Source organism: Clostridium saccharoperbutylacetonicum N1-4(HMT) (genome assembly GCF_000340885.1).
Lineage (GTDB): Bacteria > Bacillota > Clostridia > Clostridiales > Clostridiaceae > Clostridium > Clostridium saccharoperbutylacetonicum.
This window is the reverse complement of sequence record NC_020291.1, coordinates 5,677,672-5,696,215: the sequence shown is the minus strand read 5'-3', so window position 1 is coordinate 5,696,215 and position 18,544 is coordinate 5,677,672. Positions and strand designations below refer to the sequence as shown.

Genomic DNA, 18,544 nt, shown 5'->3' with positions numbered 1-18,544 from the left:
CTATCCAATCCTTTCGTATTATTTAGAATTAGTTATCTGAGTTTTATTGAAACTACTGCATTCATCCCTAAGGTCATAGGCAGTTTTTCATTATTATCGATAGTTATTTTAATTGGTATAAGCTGAGTAACTTTTGTGTAGGTTCCACTAGTTGTAAGACTTGTAGCTGAAGCTGAAAAGTAAGTTTGTGTTGTATCGTCTATGTCAGTTACTTTGCCTTTAAAAGTTTTACCAGGGTAGGCATCTATTTCAACTTCTGTTTGTTGTCCAACCTTGATTTTCATTATATCTGTTTCCTCAACATTAACGCCTATATACATGTTAGCTGTATCAGCAACCACAGCAAGCTGGTTTGTTGCAGCAACAGTTTGGTTTTTGATAGCATCACTTTTTACTACAGTGCCGTCTATAGGAGACGTAATGTATGGTAAGACTTCCTGTCTCCCCAATACTTCATCTTTCTTTACTAAATCACCAGCACTTACATTCCATTCTAAAATTTTTCCAGAAGTCACTGGAGTAATTGGATACATTTTTGCTGTAACTTTAGCATTATCAGTAGTGAAATAATTAATACTTTTACTATAAAAATAATAGCCTACGCTACCAGCAAGGATTACAAGTACAATAATAATTGAATAAAGTGTTTTTTTAGAAAAAACTTTTTTTAATTTAGCTTTCTTTGATTGTTCCATAACTCACTTCTCCTTTATATTAGAAATGTTAAATGATCATTGATTAACTATTTTCAAACTGACTCTTATAAAGTCCAGAATAGAAGCCATTGGCTTTAAGTAAAGTTTCATGATTACCTTGCTCTATAATATCGCCATCCTTCATTACTAGAATTACATCGGCATTTTTTATAGTCGATAATCTATGAGCAATTACAAAGCTTGTTCTATTAGACATAAGATTATCCATTGCTTTTTGAATAAGGACTTCTGTTCTAGTGTCTACAGAACTTGTTGCTTCATCTAAAATAAGTATTTTAGGATCTGCTAGAATTGTACGAGCAATAGTTAAAAGCTGTTTTTGTCCCTGAGATATATTGCTTGCTTCTTCATTTAGGATTAAGTCATATCCATCAGGTAGAGCTCGTATAAATTCATCACAATGAGCAGCCTTTGAAGCCTTAATTATCTGCTCATGAGTAGCATCAAAATTTCCATACTTAATATTATCTAAAATGCTTGCATTGTACAGCCAAGTATCTTGAAGTACCATACCAAACATACTTCGCAGATCATTTCTGGTAAAATCATTAATATTATGATTATCAACTAAAATTGCGCCAGAATTAATATCATAGAAACGCATTAATAGTTTTATTATTGTAGATTTTCCAGCACCAGTAGGACCAACTATGGCAACCTTTTGTCCTGCTTTTATTATAGAAGAAAAATTATTAATAATGATTTTATCATCGTTATAACCAAATTTTACATTTTTAAATTCAACATTCCCAATTACTTTATCAAGTTTTATAGGACTTTCAGCTTCAGGAGTTTGTTCTTCTTCACCTAAAAATTCAAATACACGTTCAGCAGCAGCAGCCGTTGATTGTAAAGTATTGGAGATATTAGCTAATTGAGCAATTGGCTGATTAAAAGAACGTATATATTGAATAAAGGCTTGAACATCACCAACATCTATGGTTTTTTTAGCAGCCAAATATCCACCTAAGATACAGACTAAAACATAACCAATATTACCTACAAAGGTCATAATTGGCATCATCATTCCTGAAAGAAATTGAGATTTCCAAGCTGAATCATATACTTCCTCATTTAATTTTTCGAATTTAGATATAGCCTCTTCTTCACCATTGAATACTTGAACCACATTGTGACCAGAATATATTTCTTCAATATGTCCATTCATATGTCCAATATATTCTTGTTGAGTTTTGAAATACTTTTGTGATTTCTTTGCAACAGATACAATGAGACCACCTGATAATGGTATTGTCAAAAATGCAACAAGGGTTAATAGAGGGCTTATGCTAAGCATCATTACTAGTACACCAATAACAGTTGTTGTAGAAGTTATTAATTGAGTTAAACTTTGATTTAAAGTTTGACTTAAGGTATCAACATCATTAGTTATTCTAGATAATACTTCTCCATGAGTTCTTGTATCAAAATATTTTAATGGAAGCTTATTTATTTTTTCTGAAATATCTTTTCTGAATCTGTAAGTTATTTTCATGGATACTCCAGACATTATATAAGCTTGAACATATGCAAAAACTGAAGAAATAATATATAAAAATACAAGTAATAAAATGCAATTTCTTATATAATCGAAATCTGTTAAAAGATTTAAACCCATACTCCAGGCAATTAAACCTTCAAAAAGTTTTGTTGTTGCTTTACCTAGAATTTTAGGTCCTACAATGGAAAAAATAGATGAAAATATAGCAAAAATTATAACTACAATTATTCTTCCTTTGAATTCTGACATATATGAAAATAAAGTAAGCATTGTACTTTTAAAGTTTTTTGCTTTTTCTCCTCCAGCCATTGCTCCCATACCGCCGCCCATGCCCATAGGACCTCTTCCACGTGAAGCTGGCTTTTTTTCACTCATTATAATTCCTCCTTGCTAAGCTGAGATAAAGCAATTTCCTTATAGACTTCACAAGTTTCCATAAGTTCATTGTGTGTACCTTTCCCAACAATATGACCTTTATCTAAAACTATTATTTGGTCTGCAGTCATTATTGTGCTTATTCTTTGGGCTACTAGTAAAACTGTACTTGAACCAGTTTCATTCTTTATTGCTCTTCTAAGGGCAGCATCTGTTTTAAAATCTAAGGCTGAAAAACTGTCATCAAAAATACATATTTGAGGTTTTTTAACCAAGGCACGAGCAATTGACAAACGTTGCTTTTGACCACCGGAAACATTATTACCACCTTGTGCTATTGAAGTTTCAAATCGATCTTCTTTTGAATCTATAAATTCCATTGCTTGAGCTATTTCAGCTGCTTTTAAAATATCAGCTTCAGTTGAGTTTTTGCCACCATAAGCAATGTTGCTGTTTATAGTTCCAGAAAATAAAATTCCTTTTTGTGGTACATAGCCTAAGTTATTTCTTAAATCATAAAGAGATAAGTCATTTACATTAATACCATCTATTAAAACTTCACCTTTGGTTGCATCATAAAATCTTGGAATTAAATTAACCAAAGAGGATTTACCACTTCCTGTTGAACCTATAAAAGCAGTTGTTTCACCTGGTTTTGCAATAAAATTAATATCATGAAGAACATCTTCTTCTGCACCAGGATAACTAAAGCAGACATTTTTAAATTCTATAAGCCCTTTTAAGGAAGCTTTAATATTTACTGGAGAAATAGGATCTTTTATTGATGGGTCTGTTTCAAGAACATCTGCAATACGAGCTGCAGAAACAGAAGCTCTTGGAATCATGATAAACATCATTGCCATCATTAAAAATGCCATTATTATTTGCATAACATATTGCATATATGCCATCATTTCTCCAACATCCATCTTAAAAGCGGATACCTGCTTAGCTCCAACCCAAACAATTAAAACTGTAACTAAATTCATTAATAACATCATAGCAGGCATCATCCCCGAGGTGACTCTATTAATAAAAAGATTAGTATCTGTTAAATTTTTATTAGCTTTATCAAATCTATTTTCTTCGAATTTTTGAGTATTAAAAGCTCTAATTACAAGCATACCATCTAGATTTTCACGAACTACTAAATTAAGCTTATCAATTAAGCTTTGAACTATTTTGAATTTTGGCATTACTAAAACGAACATAGTTAAAATGATACATAAAAGCACCACTATAGAAAGCACAACAATCCACGACATGGATTTACTATTTGCTAGTGCGTGTATAACACCACCAATACCTAGAATTGGTGCATAAAAAACAATTCTTATAACCATAACAATAAGGGTTTGTATTTGGGTAATATCATTGGTTGTTCTGGTTATAAGAGAAGATGTTGAAAATTTATCGAATTCGGCACTGGAAAAGCTTTCTACTTTTTTGAATAAATCAATTCTTAAAGTTTGAGACAGTCCAGCAGCAACTTTAGCAGCAAAAAAACCTACAGCAACACTGAAGATTGCACTTACAAGAGATATTCCAATCATTTTAAAGCCTGTTTTTATTATATAAAGTGAATTATTATTAGCTATTCCTTTATTAACAATGTCAGACATATAGTCAGGCAAGGAAAGATCACAAATTGCTTGTCCAAATAACAACATAACTGCAAGTAGAATAAATAGAATATAGGGTTCAAAGTATTTCATTAATCTGGTCATATAAAATCATCACCTCTTTAAACTACTGTATAGATTTTATGATACTACGGTATAATAGGTTTGTAAATACGGTTGTTAAAGTATATAATGTTAGTATAATTCAAGGTTGACATATTAAAAAGTAGTTGATACTATTGACCTGAATTGTAATGACTTGGAGATGGAGGTGAAATATTGTGGAATATGAAAATTCAACTAAGAAGCGAATAAGAGAAGTTGCCCTTAATTTATTTAATGAGAAGACTTTTGAAACAGTTACTTTAAATGAAATTTGTGCTGCAAGCGGTATTAACAAGCATACCTTTTATTATTACTTTAAATCTAAGGATGAACTTTTAAGGGACTATTATAAGATTCCAAGTAAAGTAACTCCTTATGATCTTACTACAATTTTGACTGCCGATTCTTATGTTGAACAATTATGGCTTTTAAATAAGAATTTTTTAGATTTTGTTGAAAATTCAGGTGTAAATATTGTGAAACAATTAATTATAAAAAATTTAAAAGATGATGTGGGAACTTTTAAAATAAGTGAAGAGAGAAAAGAAATGATTAAAGTTGAATGTGAGATAATAAGAAAAGGACAAGAAAGTGGAGAGTTTTTAAATAAAGCAGAACCAGAAGTATTGGCTATATTACTGAAACAAATAACTCATTCAACAGCTGTTACCTGGAGTCTTAAAAATGGCGGTTTTGATTTTAAGACAGCAGCAAGATATATGTATGAATCGATGTTTAATGTTGCACCAGAATTAAGAAGCGTTAAAGAATATGATATATTAGGAATATTTTAGATTAATAAAGCTTCAAAAGTATTGGGGATTGGTAGGAGGAACAAGATGAAAAAAATTAAAGCCGTATTATTTGATATGGATGGAGTAATATTTGATACTGAAAGAATTTATTTAGAACACTGGATAGAGATATTTCAAAAGCATGGATATACAATGACACAAGAAGTTTATGCATCTGTAATGGGGCGTGGCCGAGAAAATGTAATGAAAATATTTAAAGAAGTGTATGGTCAAGATTTGCCTATACTAGAAATGTATAAGGAAAAAGATAAAATGTTAAAACAGGCAGTAGAAGAAGGCAAGGTTCCTATGAAGCCTGGCGCAAAAGAAATATTGGGATTTCTTAAAAATAATAATTTTAAAATAGCACTTGCGACTTCAGCTAAAAGAGATAGAATGATTATGCAGTTAAAGATGGCTAACATAGAAGCTGAATTTGATGCTGTTATTTGCGGAGATGATATAACAAAGTCTAAACCAAATCCAGAAATATTTTTAAAGGCAGCGCAAAGCATTGGTATTGCTCCAGAAAATTGTGCTGTTGTGGAGGATTCCTCTGCAGGCATTGACGCTGCATATAAGGCTGAAATGTTGGCATTACATGTTGAAGATTTAAAAAAGCCAGATGAGGAAATATTGAAATATTGCAAAAAGAGTTTTAAGGATTTATTTGAAATTAAAGAATACATCGCCCAAATATCAAATATCAATATTCAATGATTATTGATATTTGGAAGAGACATACATAAAGCATTTAATAAAGTAATAAAAAGAATAAAATTAATTCAAAATGTACACCCTAACATATGAGGTGATACAAGTGGATAATAATAAAAATAGAAAAAAAGATAGACCTAAATCTAATGCAGAGTGGAGAAAAGTTGATCCGAAAGGAAATGCAGATCTAGGAATTATTGATGGTAAAAAAATAGGAGCGCCTCCACACAAAGAAAAGGATCATCTATAGTAATATGGAGAATATATTAAGAAAAGTTTGTCTTAGTTTAATATATTCTCTTTTATAAATTAAAAAAAATTTTATAATAATTGACGAATGAACGTGAATATTAAAAAATGAAATTGAGCATTGAGCATTGAGCATTGAGCATTGAGCATTGAAAATTGGAATGTGAGGAGAGAAAGAAGATGTCATTAGAGTTAAATATATGTGAATTAGGAGAAGCATTAAGAAAAATAGAAGAAAAATATAAATTAGAGGTATTAATAAAGTCAAATCTAAGTGGTGGTTGGATGACAATTACAGGAGAAGCTATAATAGAAAAAGTTCCAAAAGATAAAAAGACAAGTTGTGGTGGAGGAAACGGGGACAATATTATAGATATAAAAATTAAAACTGAAAATAATGAAGATGGACTTATTGTGAAAATAACAGGGGCTAAAAATAAAAAATTTATAATTGATGTAGCAAGTGCTAGGTATAAAGAAATACGTCCTAATAATTTATCAATAAATCAAACAAAAATCAATGAAAATGAAAGTAAGTTAAGGATAGACGAAAACATAATATTTTCAATAAAAGCACCTGCAGATGAAGTCATACAAATTATAGAGGGGGATGAACAGTCTTAAAATAAATACTAGAATATATTGAATATTATTAGCTTTATGTTGTCATAATATGTATAACGAGGTGATAGCATGAAGTATTATACAATTGGTCAATTATCAAAATTAGTAGGGAAAAGTATTCAAACTTTAAGATTGTGGGATAATGAAGGAAAATTAAAACCAGATCATATAACAGAAGGTAGACACTGATATTATTCTGAATAACAAATTAATAAAATTTTGCAAGTGCCACTTGTTAAGAGAACTAAAAAAGTAATTGGATATTGTAGAGTATCAAGTAATAAACAAAAAGACGATTACAGTTTTTAGTTGTAGATTACAAGGAAAAAGAGCCAATAAGGCAAAGAAAATAATTAAGGAGTTGCTTAAGAATGATACTTGCGAAGAAAGTTAGAATTATTCCAAATGTAGAACAAGAGCAAAGATTATGGCAATCTGTTGGAACTGCAAGATTTATATATAATTGGACTTTAGCAAGACAAGAAGAAAACTATAAAAATGGTGGTAAGTTTATAAAAGATGGAGGGTTGAGAAAAGAGTTAACTATTCTAAAGAAATCAGAACTTAATTGGCTTAATGAAGTATCTAATAATGTGGCAAAACAGGCTGTAAAAGATGCTTGTGAAGCTTTTGAAAGATTTTTTAAAGGATTCTCAGATAAGCCAAAATTTAAGAGCCGAAGAAAATCTAAACCATCATTTTACAATGACAATATAAAATTAAAAGTTAAATTTAAAATGGTTTTAATTGAAAAGGTAGGATGGATTAAAACAGCCGAGCAAATACCAATTAGTGTTAAATACACAAATCCAAGAATAAGCTTTGACGGTAAGTATTGGTATATATCTGTTGGTATAGAAAAAGAGGAGCCTATATCAAAAAATACAGAGATATCAATAGGTATAGATTTGGGATTGAAAAATTTAGCAATAGTTTCAAATATAGATAAACCATTTAAAAATATCAATAAAACTAAAGAAGTCAAAAGATTAAAAAAGAAGTTAAAAAGAAAGCAGAAACAAGTTTCAAGGAAATATGAAGATTCAAAAATTGAAATAGGAAAGGAAGGTGAAAACAGTTATAAATTTACTAAGACTAATAATATAAAAAAAATGGAAAGAGAAATAAAACTTATTCAAAGAAGGCTTTCAAATATACGCTTAAATCATATTCATCAAACAACAACTGCAATAGTGAAAACCAAGCCTAGTAGAATAGTTGTTGAAGATTTAAATGTAAAAGGTATGCTTAAAAATAAACACTTATCAAAGGCTATACAAGAACAATGTTTCCATAAGTTTATTAGTATTTTAGAATACAAAAGTAAATTTAATGGCATTGAGTTTTTAAAAGCAGATAGGTTTTATCCTTCAAGAAAAACTTGTTCTTGCTGTGGAGAAATAAAGAAAGATTTAAAACTTAAAGATAGGATTTTTATCTGCCCATCATGCAATAGTAGTATTGATAGAGATAAAAATGCATCAATAAATCTTTCAAGATACAAACAATCAGCATAGTATCACATTCAAGATAATGCTGATGTGTACTGTTCGTTACGCAGGAATTTAAGCCTTTGGAGCAACATATCAAACTGGAGTAGTCTTCTGACAAAACAGGTTGCATTGAATAAGGAATAAATCTCTAAATATTAGATTTTAATAGATTTTATGTAACGGTTAAAATAATAACTGAATAAAACAATAGCAATTACAAATACTATTATAGAAACTATGATAGTAGGAGTGTGATGAAAATGGACAATAGTATGAAAAGAAAACATACAAATAAACATAAGAGTTTAAATCATAATCCGCAAGCAGAAAGCGTAAATGCAGTTTTTGGTGAACCAAAAGCTAAGGATTCTGAATTTGTTCCGAAGACTTTTGAGTAGTAAATTTGAAATTTTATACTTTAATATCATATAGTAGATGATTAGTAATAAAAACTTATATAAGTTTTTATGGCTAAAATTTATAGTAGTTAAAAAATAAAAGAATTCTCTTAATAGCTGAGAATTCTTTTATTTTTTTGAAGAATATATAGATATCCAAATTAATAATATTAATGTATATAAAAATGTTGAATTTAGAAGTATTCATGTATAAAATTAATATTAGGGAATAGTTGCAGCAGCATGGTGATTATGAGAGGGGGAAAGACGTATATGCATGTTTTTATGGCGAGACAACCAATATTCGATAAAAAGAATAATGTTATTGGTTATGAATTATTATTTAGAAATGGTTATGAAAATGCTTATAATAGTGTTGATGGGAATGAAGCAACACTGCAAGTAATAGCAAATTCGTTTTATGAATTCGATTTCAAGGCTGTTACAGATAATAAAAAAGCTTATATAAATTTTACTGAAAAATTAATAAAGGAAGAAATAGCAACAATCCTTCCCACTGAGAACGTTGTAATAGAAATTTTAGAAACTGTCGAACCAACTGAAGAGATTATAGATGCATGTAAGAAGCTTAAGGAAAAAGGATTTACTTTAGCATTAGATGATTTTGTATATGATAAGAAATATAGAAAATTAGTAGAAATAGTTGATATAATAAAAGTAGATTTCCTAATTACTAAAGGTTTTGAAAGAAAAAAAATATTTGATTTATTAGAAGTAAATAAAAATATTAAGTTTTTGGCTGAAAAAGTTGAAAATGTAGAGGAATATAATGAAGCAATCTATTTCGGATACACATATTTTCAAGGATATTATTTTAGTAAACCAGTTATTTTATCTACTCAAACAGTTTCACCAAACAAAAATACAGCATTAAAAATTATGAAATTAATAAATGATAAAGATTTTAATTATGCAGATTTAGAAACTCTGATTTTACAAGATGTAAGTTTATCATATAAATTAACTAAACTTATTAATTCTTCTGCATACTATATAAAAAATAAAATAACATCGATTAAATATGCCATAGCATTTCTTGGAGAAAAAGAAATTGTAAAATGGCTGTATGTTGTTTTATTGCATGACCTAAAAGAAAGAAATCCAGAGGAATTGATTAGAGTTTCTCTGCAGAGAGCAAGATTTTGTGAACTTATATGCAACATGAGCAAGTATAAACAAAAAGCTTTTCTAGCATATATGACTGGTATGTTTTCTGTTATGGATGCTATTTTAAATTGTTCTATGGATAAAGTTATACAAGATTTAAATGTATTTGATGAAGTGAAAGATGCATTACTTGGTGAGGAAAATGAACTAAATACAATACTGAAACTAGCTGTTAGTTTTGGAAGAGGAGAGTGGGAAGATTCTGAGGCTTATGCTGAGAAGATTGAGGCAGATATAAATCAGATTTCAGGAGTATATTTTGATGTTATCGCATGGGTAGATAACATACAGTATGAATAAAATTATATTTAAATTTATATTAATTAAAAAGAGACTATTGAAAAAACTCTGTTGTTAAACGAGTAACTATTTCAATAGTCTTATTTTATTTTCTAGTTTAATTCATATATTAAATGTTGAAAAAGTAAGTATTTAAAAAAAGTAGTCATAATGTCTTTGATTAATTGAATATATTTTAGGTATAAGGGAGGAGGAGTGTTTATGAGTATAAATTTTAAGGAATTTATAGAGACAGATAGAGATAAGTATAACACCCAAAGATTTGAAGGTAATTTCTTAAATTATTTAAATATAGTTAAGGAAAATCCAGAGGTGGTTAGGCTTGCACATAAAAGAATTTATGAAATGATAGTTGAGAAAGGTGTAGAAGAATTAAAAGCTGATGAAAATCCAAGAGTAAGAAAAATTTATGGGAATGATTTAATAAGAAGGTATGGTTTCTTTAAAGAGGACTTTTTTGGTATTGATAAAGTCATTATGAAACTTGTTAGTTATTTTAAATCTGCTGCTATGAAGGGAGAAGAAGCCAGACAGGTTTTATATCTTGTTGGTCCAGTTGGAGCCGGTAAATCTTCAATAGTTGAAAGCTTAAAATCTGCATTAGAAGATTGTGAACCAGTATATTCACTTAAGGGATGCCCTATGCATGAGGAACCTCTTCATTTGATTCCAAAACACTTAAGACCAAAATTTCAAGAAATGTTAGGAGTTCAAATTGAAGGTGATCTTTGTCCTATATGTAAGTATAGGCTTATTAATGAACTTAAAGGCATGTATGAAGATTTCCCAGTTGAAAGAACAGAATTTTCTATAAGATCAAGAAAAGGGGTAGGCGTGGTTCCACCAGTAGATCCTAATAATCAAGATACTTCAATTTTAACAGGGGCCGTTGATATTTCCAAAATGGATTTATATTCAGAAGATGATCCAAGAATATTTTCTTTAAATGGAGCTTTTAATGTTGGTAATCGTGGACTTGTAGAATTTATAGAGGTATTTAAAAATGATGTTGAATATCTTCATACAATAATAACTGCGACTCAAGAAAAATCCATACCTTCACCTGGTAAGGGCTCTATGATTTATTTTGATGGAGTCATAGTTGCACATTCTAATGAAGCTGAATGGAATAAGTTTAAATCTGATCATACCAATGAGGCAATATTAGATAGAATAGTTAAGGTTGAAGTACCATATTGTTTAGAACTTGATGAAGAAGTAAAAATTTATGAGAAGATTTTAAAGAAGAGTAATTTTAAAGCGCATATTGCACCGCATACTATTGAAATGGCAGCAATGTTTGCAATACTTTCAAGATTAACACCTTCAGCGAAGGTGGATTCTATGACAAAGCTTAAAATATATAACGGAGAAGAAATTGTTGAAAAGGGAACTACAAAGAAAATTGATATTGGAGAGCTTAGAGAGGAAGCAGGACAATATGAAGGAATGAAGGGAATAAGTACAAGATTCATTATAAAGGCAATAGATAACGCACTTTCAGAATCAGAGCATGATTGTATAAATCCACTTAGTATAATGGAAAGCATGATAAAGTCTGTCAAAGAACTTGATATTGCAACAGATGATAAGAAAAAGTACTTAGGATTTATTCAAGATAATATAAGAAAAGAATATAATAAAATTCTTGAGAAAGAAATTACAAAAGCATTTATTCATTCTTTTAGAGAACAAGCTGAAAGTTTATTCAATAATTATATAGATAATGCAGAAGCCTTTGTTAATAAGAGTAAGATAAAAGATCTTTCAACTGGAGAAGAACTCAATCCAGATGAAGAATTTATGAGGAGTATAGAGGAGCAAATAGGTGTGTATGCTGCATCTTCTAAAGGGTTTAGATCAGATGTAACTTCGTATATGTTTTATATAGTTAGAAAAGGTGGAAAATTAGATTATACATCTTATGAACCATTAAAAGAAGCAATAGAAAAGAAATTAACTGCCTCAGTTAAAGATTTATCAAGAATTATTACCAAGTCAAAAGTAAGAGATAAGGAACAAGCAGAAAAATATGGTTCTATGGTTGAAGAAATGAAAAGAAATGGATATTGTCTTCATTGTTGTGATGTAATCTTGAAGTATGCTGCTAATAATTTATGGAGAGATTAAGCTAAGTTATGGCAATATTTAGAGATTATACTAACAATCAAATTGATCACGACAGATCCATAGAAGATAGAAGAAGACATAGGCAACTAGTAGAAAAATCTATAAAAGAAAATTTAGGGGATATATTATCGGAAGAAAGTATTGTTGGTGAGAGCAAAAATAAAAAATTTAAAATACCTATTAAAGGAATTAAGGAATATCAATTTGTCTATGGGAAAAACTCTAAAGGCGTTGCAAGTGGAGTTGGAGATGAAAAAAGAGGTGATAAATTAGGAACTGGTAGTAAAAAATTAGCTAAAGGAAATCAAGGTGCAGGAAATGAAGAGGGTGATGATGTTTATGAAACAGAAATCACTCTCGAAGAGTTGATGGATTATATATCAGAGGATTTAAATCTACCAAATTTAGATCAAAAAAAGTACTCTGAAATAATTACTGAAACTAGTGGTAAAAAGAGAGGATATCAAACGCATGGAATAAGACCAAGACTTGCAAAAAAGAAAACTGTAATGTCAAAAATTGCACGAAAGCAAGGAAAGAAAAGAGCACTTCATGAACTAGAATCTGACGAAGAAATTGAGAGATTTCCATTTAGGGAAGAAGATTTAAGATATTATAGAGTTAAATTAAAACCTAAAAAAGATAGTAATGCGGTTATGATATTTATTATGGATGCATCAGGTTCAATGGATGTAACTAAAAAATATTTAGCTAGATCATATTTTTTTGTATTAGCTGCTTTTTTGAAGAGAAAGTATAACAATATAGCTTTTGAATTTATATATCATACTACTGTTGCAAAAAGAGTTGATGAATATGAATTTTTTCATAAATCAGAATCGGGAGGAACTTATATTTCAAGTGGAATTAATGAAGCATTAAAGGTTATTGAAGAAAAATATCCTCCAGCAGCATGGAATATATATAGTATATATGCAAGTGATGGAGATAATTGGTCAGAAGACAATGAAAGAGCCATTGTTGCAGTTAAAAGCATATGTGAAGTCAGCAATATGTTTGGATATGCAGAACTTTTACCATCAACATATACAACAACCATGTATCATAAGTTCACAAAAGATATAACCAATGCGAATTTTGTGTCTGTAATTATTAAAGAAAAGAAGGATTTATGGGATGCACTTAAGATTATGCTTAGGAAGGAGTTAAAGGAGGAATAAGAAAGTGGAGTATAGTTTTAGAGATCTTGAAATTTGGAATGAAAAAATTGAGAAAAAAGTTAAAGAATATGGATTGGATTTTTATCCTCAGGAATTTGAAATGATAAATTTTAATGAGATGATAGGATATGAGGCTTATGTTGGAATGCCGTCAAGATATCCTCATTGGAGTTTTGGAAAGTCATATGAAAAAAATAAAACACTATATTCTTTCAATCTTACTGGTCTTCCTTATGAAATGGTTATTAATTCAGATCCTTGCTTAGCATACTTAATGAAAGATAATACCTTGCTACTGCAAATATTGACAATGGCCCATGTGTATGGACATAATGATTTCTTTAAAAATAATAGATTATTTAAGCAAGGTACTAATGCAAAATATACCTTAGAAATGTTTAATTTAGATTCTAAGATTATAAGAGAATATATTGATGATCCAAGTATAGGATACTCAGAGGTAGAGAGAATATTAGATGCAGCTCATGCTATAAGATATCAAGCTAAAAGGAATATAGGTGTGAGGGAATTATCTAATGACGAAATAAAAGATAATATATTAAAGGATTATGAAAATAAAAGAGAAAATAGAGGCATTCTAGATTCTAATAACAAAATAAGTTTGCCGGATTTGGATAAAATCCCTTTAGAACCTGTTGATGATATTATGGGATTTATACTAGAATATGGTCCCTTAGAAGATTGGCAGAAAACTATCATGAGAATCGTCAAAAGGGAAACGGAATATTTTATGCCTCAAATTGAAACTAAAGTAATGAATGAAGGATGGGCAAGCTATACACATTATAATATTTTAAAGGATTTAGAACTTCCTCAAGAACTACATCTTGAATTTTTAAAGAGGCATAATGATGTAATAGCGCCTGCTATTGGTGGATTAAATCCATATTATATAGGATTCAAAATATTTGAAGATATTGAAAAGAGATATGGAAAGGAAAAAATATTTGAGGTAAGAGAAGTTGAGAGAGATTCTTCTTTCTTAAGGCGCTATTTAACAAAGGAATTGTGTGAAGAACTAAATTTATTCCAGTATAATGAAAGGACTTTTGATGTTGTTATTGAAGAAATATCAGATGATATTGGATGGAAAACAATAAGAGATACCTTGAGTTATACAGCTGGCATGGGGAATATACCTTACATTAGAGTTGTGGATCTAAATAAGAAAAATCACATGTTAACCTTAGAAAATGTCTTTGATGGAAGGGCCCTAGAACTTTCTTATGCAAAGGAAACATTAAAATATATACAAGAATTATGGGGGCATGATGTTACATTAATTACAAAATCGACTGATAAGCAGGAAGTGATTTTAACCTGTAATCAAGAAAAGAAAATAAGCATTTCTTAGGAGAGAAAGAGGAACCTAACTAGAAAACAAAATTGTAATAAATTTATAAGGAATTAATTATGAAATTTGATGATTTAGTAAAAAAGCAATATGAAGATATAGATAATATAAGTGGATTATTGAAGAACTATGTAGACTCCTATAGATTGCTTATAGCCAGTGCGTCAGAACTATATGGTATTAATTTGGCAAAAAAAAGTGATGTCAAAAAAGCGTTGGATAGAGTTGAAGAAGTTGGAGAATTAATAGATAAATTAATAGATACATTAGATAAGTGTGAGGTATCTTATTTGAAATACTGTAATATTAAAAATGATTATATTATCAGTAGCACAGAAAAGGATAAGATATTTACTGAGATAGATAATGAATTGAATTTTCAAAATTCTCAAAGAGAAGAGTAGAATAATTAGAAAATAAAAAACTCTGCCTGGTTAAGGACAGAGTTTTTTTGAAGAAAAAATCTAATATTTAGAATTTCTTCAATTTAAGTTTAGATACCATTAAATACGAACCTATTAACATTAAAATTACAACAAGATAAACTGGTGCTTTTGTATTTAAGTTAAGTAATGAAAAAAGTGCCATAAAACACCCTACAATTGTTATAGGAACGCCTGTAAAAGAACCATCAAAATCAGTAGTATTAAATCTTGCCAACCTATATGCACCACAGATTGGGAATAATAGTAAAACTATATAACCTAATAATCCATTAGGACCAAAGGTATTAAGATTAAATAATATATATACTAATATAGATGGTGCTACACCAAAAGAAACCAAGTCAGCCAATGAATCCAATTCTTTTCCCAAATCACTAGATACATCTAAAAAACGAGCTATTCTTCCATCATATCTATCAACTAATCCAGCTAATAAGATAAAAGCACCTGCTAATGGATAGTTATCATTCATTGCTGATAATATAGATATAATTCCGCAAGACAAATTAATAAAGGTAAATACATTAGGAATACAACTTTTCCTCATAATATCACTCCTAAAATTATAAAAAATACTTACAAATATTTATTATAGCATAAAAATATAAATAATATAAGACATAAATTAATTTTAGCAAATTTTAGTGTGTTTTGTATCGACATTAAATTAGTAGAATGCTATAATCAAATTTAGCACATAAGTAGTATATGTGTAATTTTTTTGAAATAATATTATAACTCGATTTATAAGATAATTATTAATAAACTAATTTTATTATATATGCTGCAATAGTAATTCCACATTATTAATTCAAGAAATCCTGTAAGGATTTCAACCATAACTGTAAATTGTAAACTGTAAATTGTTAATTGCAATATATATAATATTAATTAAGAAATTTAGTGGAGGTAGGTTTATTTATGAAAAAGGTAAGATTCATATACAACCCATACTCAGGAGAAAATAGCATAATAGGTGAACTGGATAATGTTATTAGATTACATCAGGAAGCAGGCTTAACAATTGTTCCATATAGAATTCAAAAAGGGAGAGATTTAGAAGAAGCCCTAGATATAATTGATGAAACTTATAACTATGTTTTAGTTGCTGGTGGTGATGGAACTGTTGATTCTGTAGTAAATGCTATGAAGAACAAAGATATAAATATACCAATAGGAATATTACCAGTTGGAACAGCTAATGACTTTGGAAAATTTATAAACATGCCTAAAGATATTGAAGAAGCATGTAAACAAATATTAGAATCAAAACCAGTTGCTGTAGATATTGGTAAGATAAATGATAAGTATTTCATAAATGTAGCAAGTTCAGGACTTTTTACTGATATATCTCAAAAAATAGATGAAAACTTGAAAAACACAATGGGGAAAATAGCATATTATTTAAAGGGAATAGAGGAACTTCCTAACTTTAGAAAATTAAAAGTAAAAGTATCTTCAAAAGAATGTGAATATGATGGTGAAATGTATTTGCTGTTAGTTTTTAATGGAAAAACTGCTGGAAATCTTAATTTGGCTACAGAAGCTGAGATTACAGATGGAAAGCTAGATGTAATAGTATTTAAGGCAATACAAGTAATAGAAATTTTACCTCTATTTATAAAGCTTTTAAGAGGAGAACATTTAGATTCAGATAAGGTTGTTTACTTTAGAACAGATGATGTATACATTGAATCATCTGAAGATATTGTTACAGATATAGATGGAGAAAGAGGACCAGATTTCCCTGTAAGAATTCAATGTATTAAAGGTGGAATTAAACTTTTAGGTATAAAATAGGATAAATTATAATAAATATAAGTAACAGAACTGTGGATTGGAGAGGGCGTTGTGAACTTTGCATATTATTTGTTTTTGTTACTTATAATTTTTTTAGCAATTTCAATTATTAAAAAGAATTTAGAAGTTTCACCAAAGAAAATAAAAATTTACTTAACTATAGTAGTTACATTATTTTTGTTAAGACATATAGCATTATTTCTTTTATGCATACTTAAGAACAGTAATATAACATATTATTTAAAATCAATAATATTTTTAAATCATTTAACAATTCCACTTATTGTACTTGCAATAACCTATGTATATCTGAGATCAGAAACTTTAAATTTTGGAGGCAGTTATGTTATTGCAGCATTAGTTAGTGTTATTTATGGAGTAATAATTTATATATCAAAGGTAACTGTACAAGTAAGTTATTCCTATGGTTTTATATTGGAAATAGATAAAAGTACAAATTTATTTTTATTTTCTTTAATTTTACTTGGAATATTACTTATTTTAAATGTAATCTTGTTAGATAGGCCTTACGCTAACAAAAAAGGTATATGGTTTATAATTATTGCAATTTCAATAGTTATGATTGAAGATATTATTATTCTAGGTGGAGTTAAAATTTTCCCATATTCGGTTATAGGGGAAATGTTGTTTTTAATGATTATGAATTTTGTATTGAGTAGCTTTAAACCTACGGCTTTAAAAAAATAACTTATTATTATTTTTAGTCACCATATTGTAAAAAGTGAATGGTAAAATAAGACTGTAATTTTATTTATAGTCTTATTTTTTTGATTCAATAAAAATATGAATAAATTTAGAAAAGCTATTGAGTTTGTTAGTTGAAAATTGATAATGTGATATTTACAAATTATGTTACAATCTATTTATGGTGTTAAATTAAGACTTGATACCCAAAAAGGAGAAAATATAAATGAATCTATGTGTAAAAGAAATTAAAGAAGATAAAATCGAAATATTACTGGAATTATTACGTGAGAAAGCAAATTGGCTTATTAAAATTGGAAAACCAATGTGGAATCCTAAATATTTATCTAAGGATGAGTTTTTAAAGAAGTATACCAACTGCGAAATGTTTATAGTACAGGAAAATAAAGAGGTAGTAGGTGGATTTGTATTAGTAGATAATGACTATTTATTTTGGAATAGTAATGAAAATAGTGATCCGGCATATTATATACATAAACTTGTAATCAAAGATAGATATACGGGAAAAGGGTACGCTAAAGATGTAATAGAATGGATTAAAAAGTACTCAATATCAAAGTGTAAAAACTACCTTAGACTTGATTGTTATGGTGATAGAGAATATTTAAAGCAATTATATAGTGAATGTGGATTTAATTTAATGCGAGAAATTAATATAGAAAATGATCTAAATGCCTGTTTGTATGAATTATCATCATTAAGTAGTGCGAAGATGGGACAACAATTTTAAGAATGAACACATATCATTGATATATTATGAATCAATAAAAATAAACAGAAAATTGTAAAATAGCCCTTTATAAA

Annotated in this window: 18 protein-coding genes and 1 pseudogene; 15 read left to right on the top strand and 4 right to left on the bottom strand. The window is 28.8% G+C overall.

Features of this window, described 5'->3' with window-relative positions:
* Positions 1-32 precede the first annotated feature (32 nt).
* Genes CSPA_RS25035 through CSPA_RS25025 form a run of 3 tightly spaced genes read right to left on the bottom strand, consistent with a single transcriptional unit; the run spans position 33 to position 4,319 of the window.
* Positions 33-695: an efflux RND transporter periplasmic adaptor subunit gene (locus CSPA_RS25035; RefSeq protein ID WP_015395210.1), complete on the bottom strand. Its 663-nt coding sequence runs from the start codon at positions 693-695 to the stop codon at positions 33-35.
* A 43-nt stretch (positions 696-738) separates the two neighbouring features.
* A complete protein-coding gene (locus CSPA_RS25030; RefSeq protein WP_015395209.1) occupies positions 739-2,592 on the bottom strand; it encodes an ABC transporter ATP-binding protein in 1,854 nt (617 codons plus the stop codon).
* Positions 2,592-4,319 carry an ABC transporter ATP-binding protein gene (locus CSPA_RS25025; RefSeq protein WP_015395208.1) on the bottom strand — a complete coding sequence of 576 codons (1,728 nt, stop codon included), beginning with the start codon at positions 4,317-4,319 and terminating at the stop codon, positions 2,592-2,594. The genes CSPA_RS25030 and CSPA_RS25025 overlap by 1 nt, the downstream gene beginning before the upstream one ends.
* 176 nt (positions 4,320-4,495) lie before the next feature.
* On the opposite strand from CSPA_RS25025, the gene CSPA_RS25020 reads away from it, so the two are divergent.
* The 12 genes and pseudogenes from CSPA_RS25020 to CSPA_RS24975 all read left to right on the top strand — a co-directional run bounded on the left by CSPA_RS25020 (position 4,496) and on the right by CSPA_RS24975 (position 15,172).
* A complete protein-coding gene (locus CSPA_RS25020) occupies positions 4,496-5,113 on the top strand; it encodes a TetR/AcrR family transcriptional regulator (protein WP_015395207.1) in 618 nt (205 codons plus the stop codon).
* A 45-nt stretch (positions 5,114-5,158) separates the two neighbouring features.
* The gene (locus CSPA_RS25015; protein WP_015395206.1) at positions 5,159-5,833 is read left to right on the top strand and encodes an HAD family hydrolase; all 675 of its coding nucleotides are present in this window, start codon (positions 5,159-5,161) and stop codon (positions 5,831-5,833) included.
* 100 nt (positions 5,834-5,933) lie between these two features.
* Positions 5,934-6,080, top strand: a complete 147-nt coding sequence (locus CSPA_RS30360; RefSeq protein ID WP_015395205.1) for a hypothetical protein — start codon at positions 5,934-5,936, stop codon at positions 6,078-6,080.
* Positions 6,081-6,259: 179 nt separating this feature from the next.
* Positions 6,260-6,703, top strand: a complete 444-nt coding sequence (locus CSPA_RS25010) for a hypothetical protein (RefSeq protein WP_015395204.1) — start codon at positions 6,260-6,262, stop codon at positions 6,701-6,703.
* Positions 6,704-6,772: 69 nt separating this feature from the next.
* A pseudogene (locus CSPA_RS29620) lies at positions 6,773-7,097 on the top strand (MerR family DNA-binding transcriptional regulator).
* Positions 7,075-8,220: an RNA-guided endonuclease InsQ/TnpB family protein gene (locus CSPA_RS25000; protein ID WP_015395202.1), complete on the top strand. Its 1,146-nt coding sequence runs from the start codon at positions 7,075-7,077 to the stop codon at positions 8,218-8,220. The pseudogene CSPA_RS29620 and the gene CSPA_RS25000 overlap by 23 nt, the downstream one beginning before the upstream one ends.
* A 236-nt stretch (positions 8,221-8,456) precedes the next feature.
* Entirely contained in the window at positions 8,457-8,594 is a 138-nt protein-coding gene (locus tag CSPA_RS30355) for a CPC_1213 family protein (RefSeq protein ID WP_015395201.1), read from the top strand.
* A 273-nt stretch (positions 8,595-8,867) separates the two neighbouring features.
* Positions 8,868-10,082 carry an EAL and HDOD domain-containing protein gene (locus tag CSPA_RS24995; RefSeq protein ID WP_015395200.1) on the top strand — a complete coding sequence of 405 codons (1,215 nt, stop codon included), beginning with the start codon at positions 8,868-8,870 and terminating at the stop codon, positions 10,080-10,082.
* Positions 10,083-10,283: 201 nt separating this feature from the next.
* Positions 10,284-12,212 carry a PrkA family serine protein kinase gene (locus tag CSPA_RS24990; RefSeq protein ID WP_015395199.1) on the top strand — a complete coding sequence of 643 codons (1,929 nt, stop codon included), beginning with the start codon at positions 10,284-10,286 and terminating at the stop codon, positions 12,210-12,212.
* An 8-nt stretch (positions 12,213-12,220) separates the two neighbouring features.
* Positions 12,221-13,393, top strand: coding sequence for a sporulation protein YhbH (yhbH, locus tag CSPA_RS24985; protein ID WP_015395198.1), 1,173 nt, complete (start codon positions 12,221-12,223; stop codon positions 13,391-13,393).
* A 4-nt stretch (positions 13,394-13,397) separates the two neighbouring features.
* The gene (locus tag CSPA_RS24980; RefSeq protein ID WP_015395197.1) at positions 13,398-14,768 is read left to right on the top strand and encodes a SpoVR family protein; all 1,371 of its coding nucleotides are present in this window, start codon (positions 13,398-13,400) and stop codon (positions 14,766-14,768) included.
* Positions 14,769-14,827: 59 nt separating this feature from the next.
* Complete coding sequence (locus CSPA_RS24975; protein ID WP_015395196.1) at positions 14,828-15,172, top strand: hypothetical protein; 345 nt, start codon at positions 14,828-14,830, stop codon at positions 15,170-15,172.
* A 67-nt stretch (positions 15,173-15,239) separates the two neighbouring features.
* Here the strand turns inward: CSPA_RS24975 and pssA are convergent, their stop codons facing one another.
* Positions 15,240-15,761 carry a CDP-diacylglycerol--serine O-phosphatidyltransferase gene (gene pssA / locus CSPA_RS24970; protein ID WP_015395195.1) on the bottom strand — a complete coding sequence of 174 codons (522 nt, stop codon included), beginning with the start codon at positions 15,759-15,761 and terminating at the stop codon, positions 15,240-15,242.
* Positions 15,762-16,135: 374 nt separating this feature from the next.
* Here pssA and CSPA_RS24965 point away from each other — a divergent pair, with 374 nt between their 5' ends.
* The 3 genes from CSPA_RS24965 (at position 16,136) to CSPA_RS24955 (ending at position 18,470) form a co-directional block, all read left to right on the top strand.
* Entirely contained in the window at positions 16,136-17,014 is an 879-nt protein-coding gene (locus CSPA_RS24965) for a YegS/Rv2252/BmrU family lipid kinase (protein ID WP_015395194.1), read from the top strand.
* 51 nt (positions 17,015-17,065) lie between these two features.
* A complete protein-coding gene (locus tag CSPA_RS24960) occupies positions 17,066-17,722 on the top strand; it encodes a hypothetical protein (RefSeq protein WP_015395193.1) in 657 nt (218 codons plus the stop codon).
* Between the two features lie 223 nt (positions 17,723-17,945).
* Entirely contained in the window at positions 17,946-18,470 is a 525-nt protein-coding gene (locus CSPA_RS24955) for a GNAT family N-acetyltransferase (protein WP_015395192.1), read from the top strand.
* The last annotated feature ends 74 nt before the right edge of the window (positions 18,471-18,544 follow it).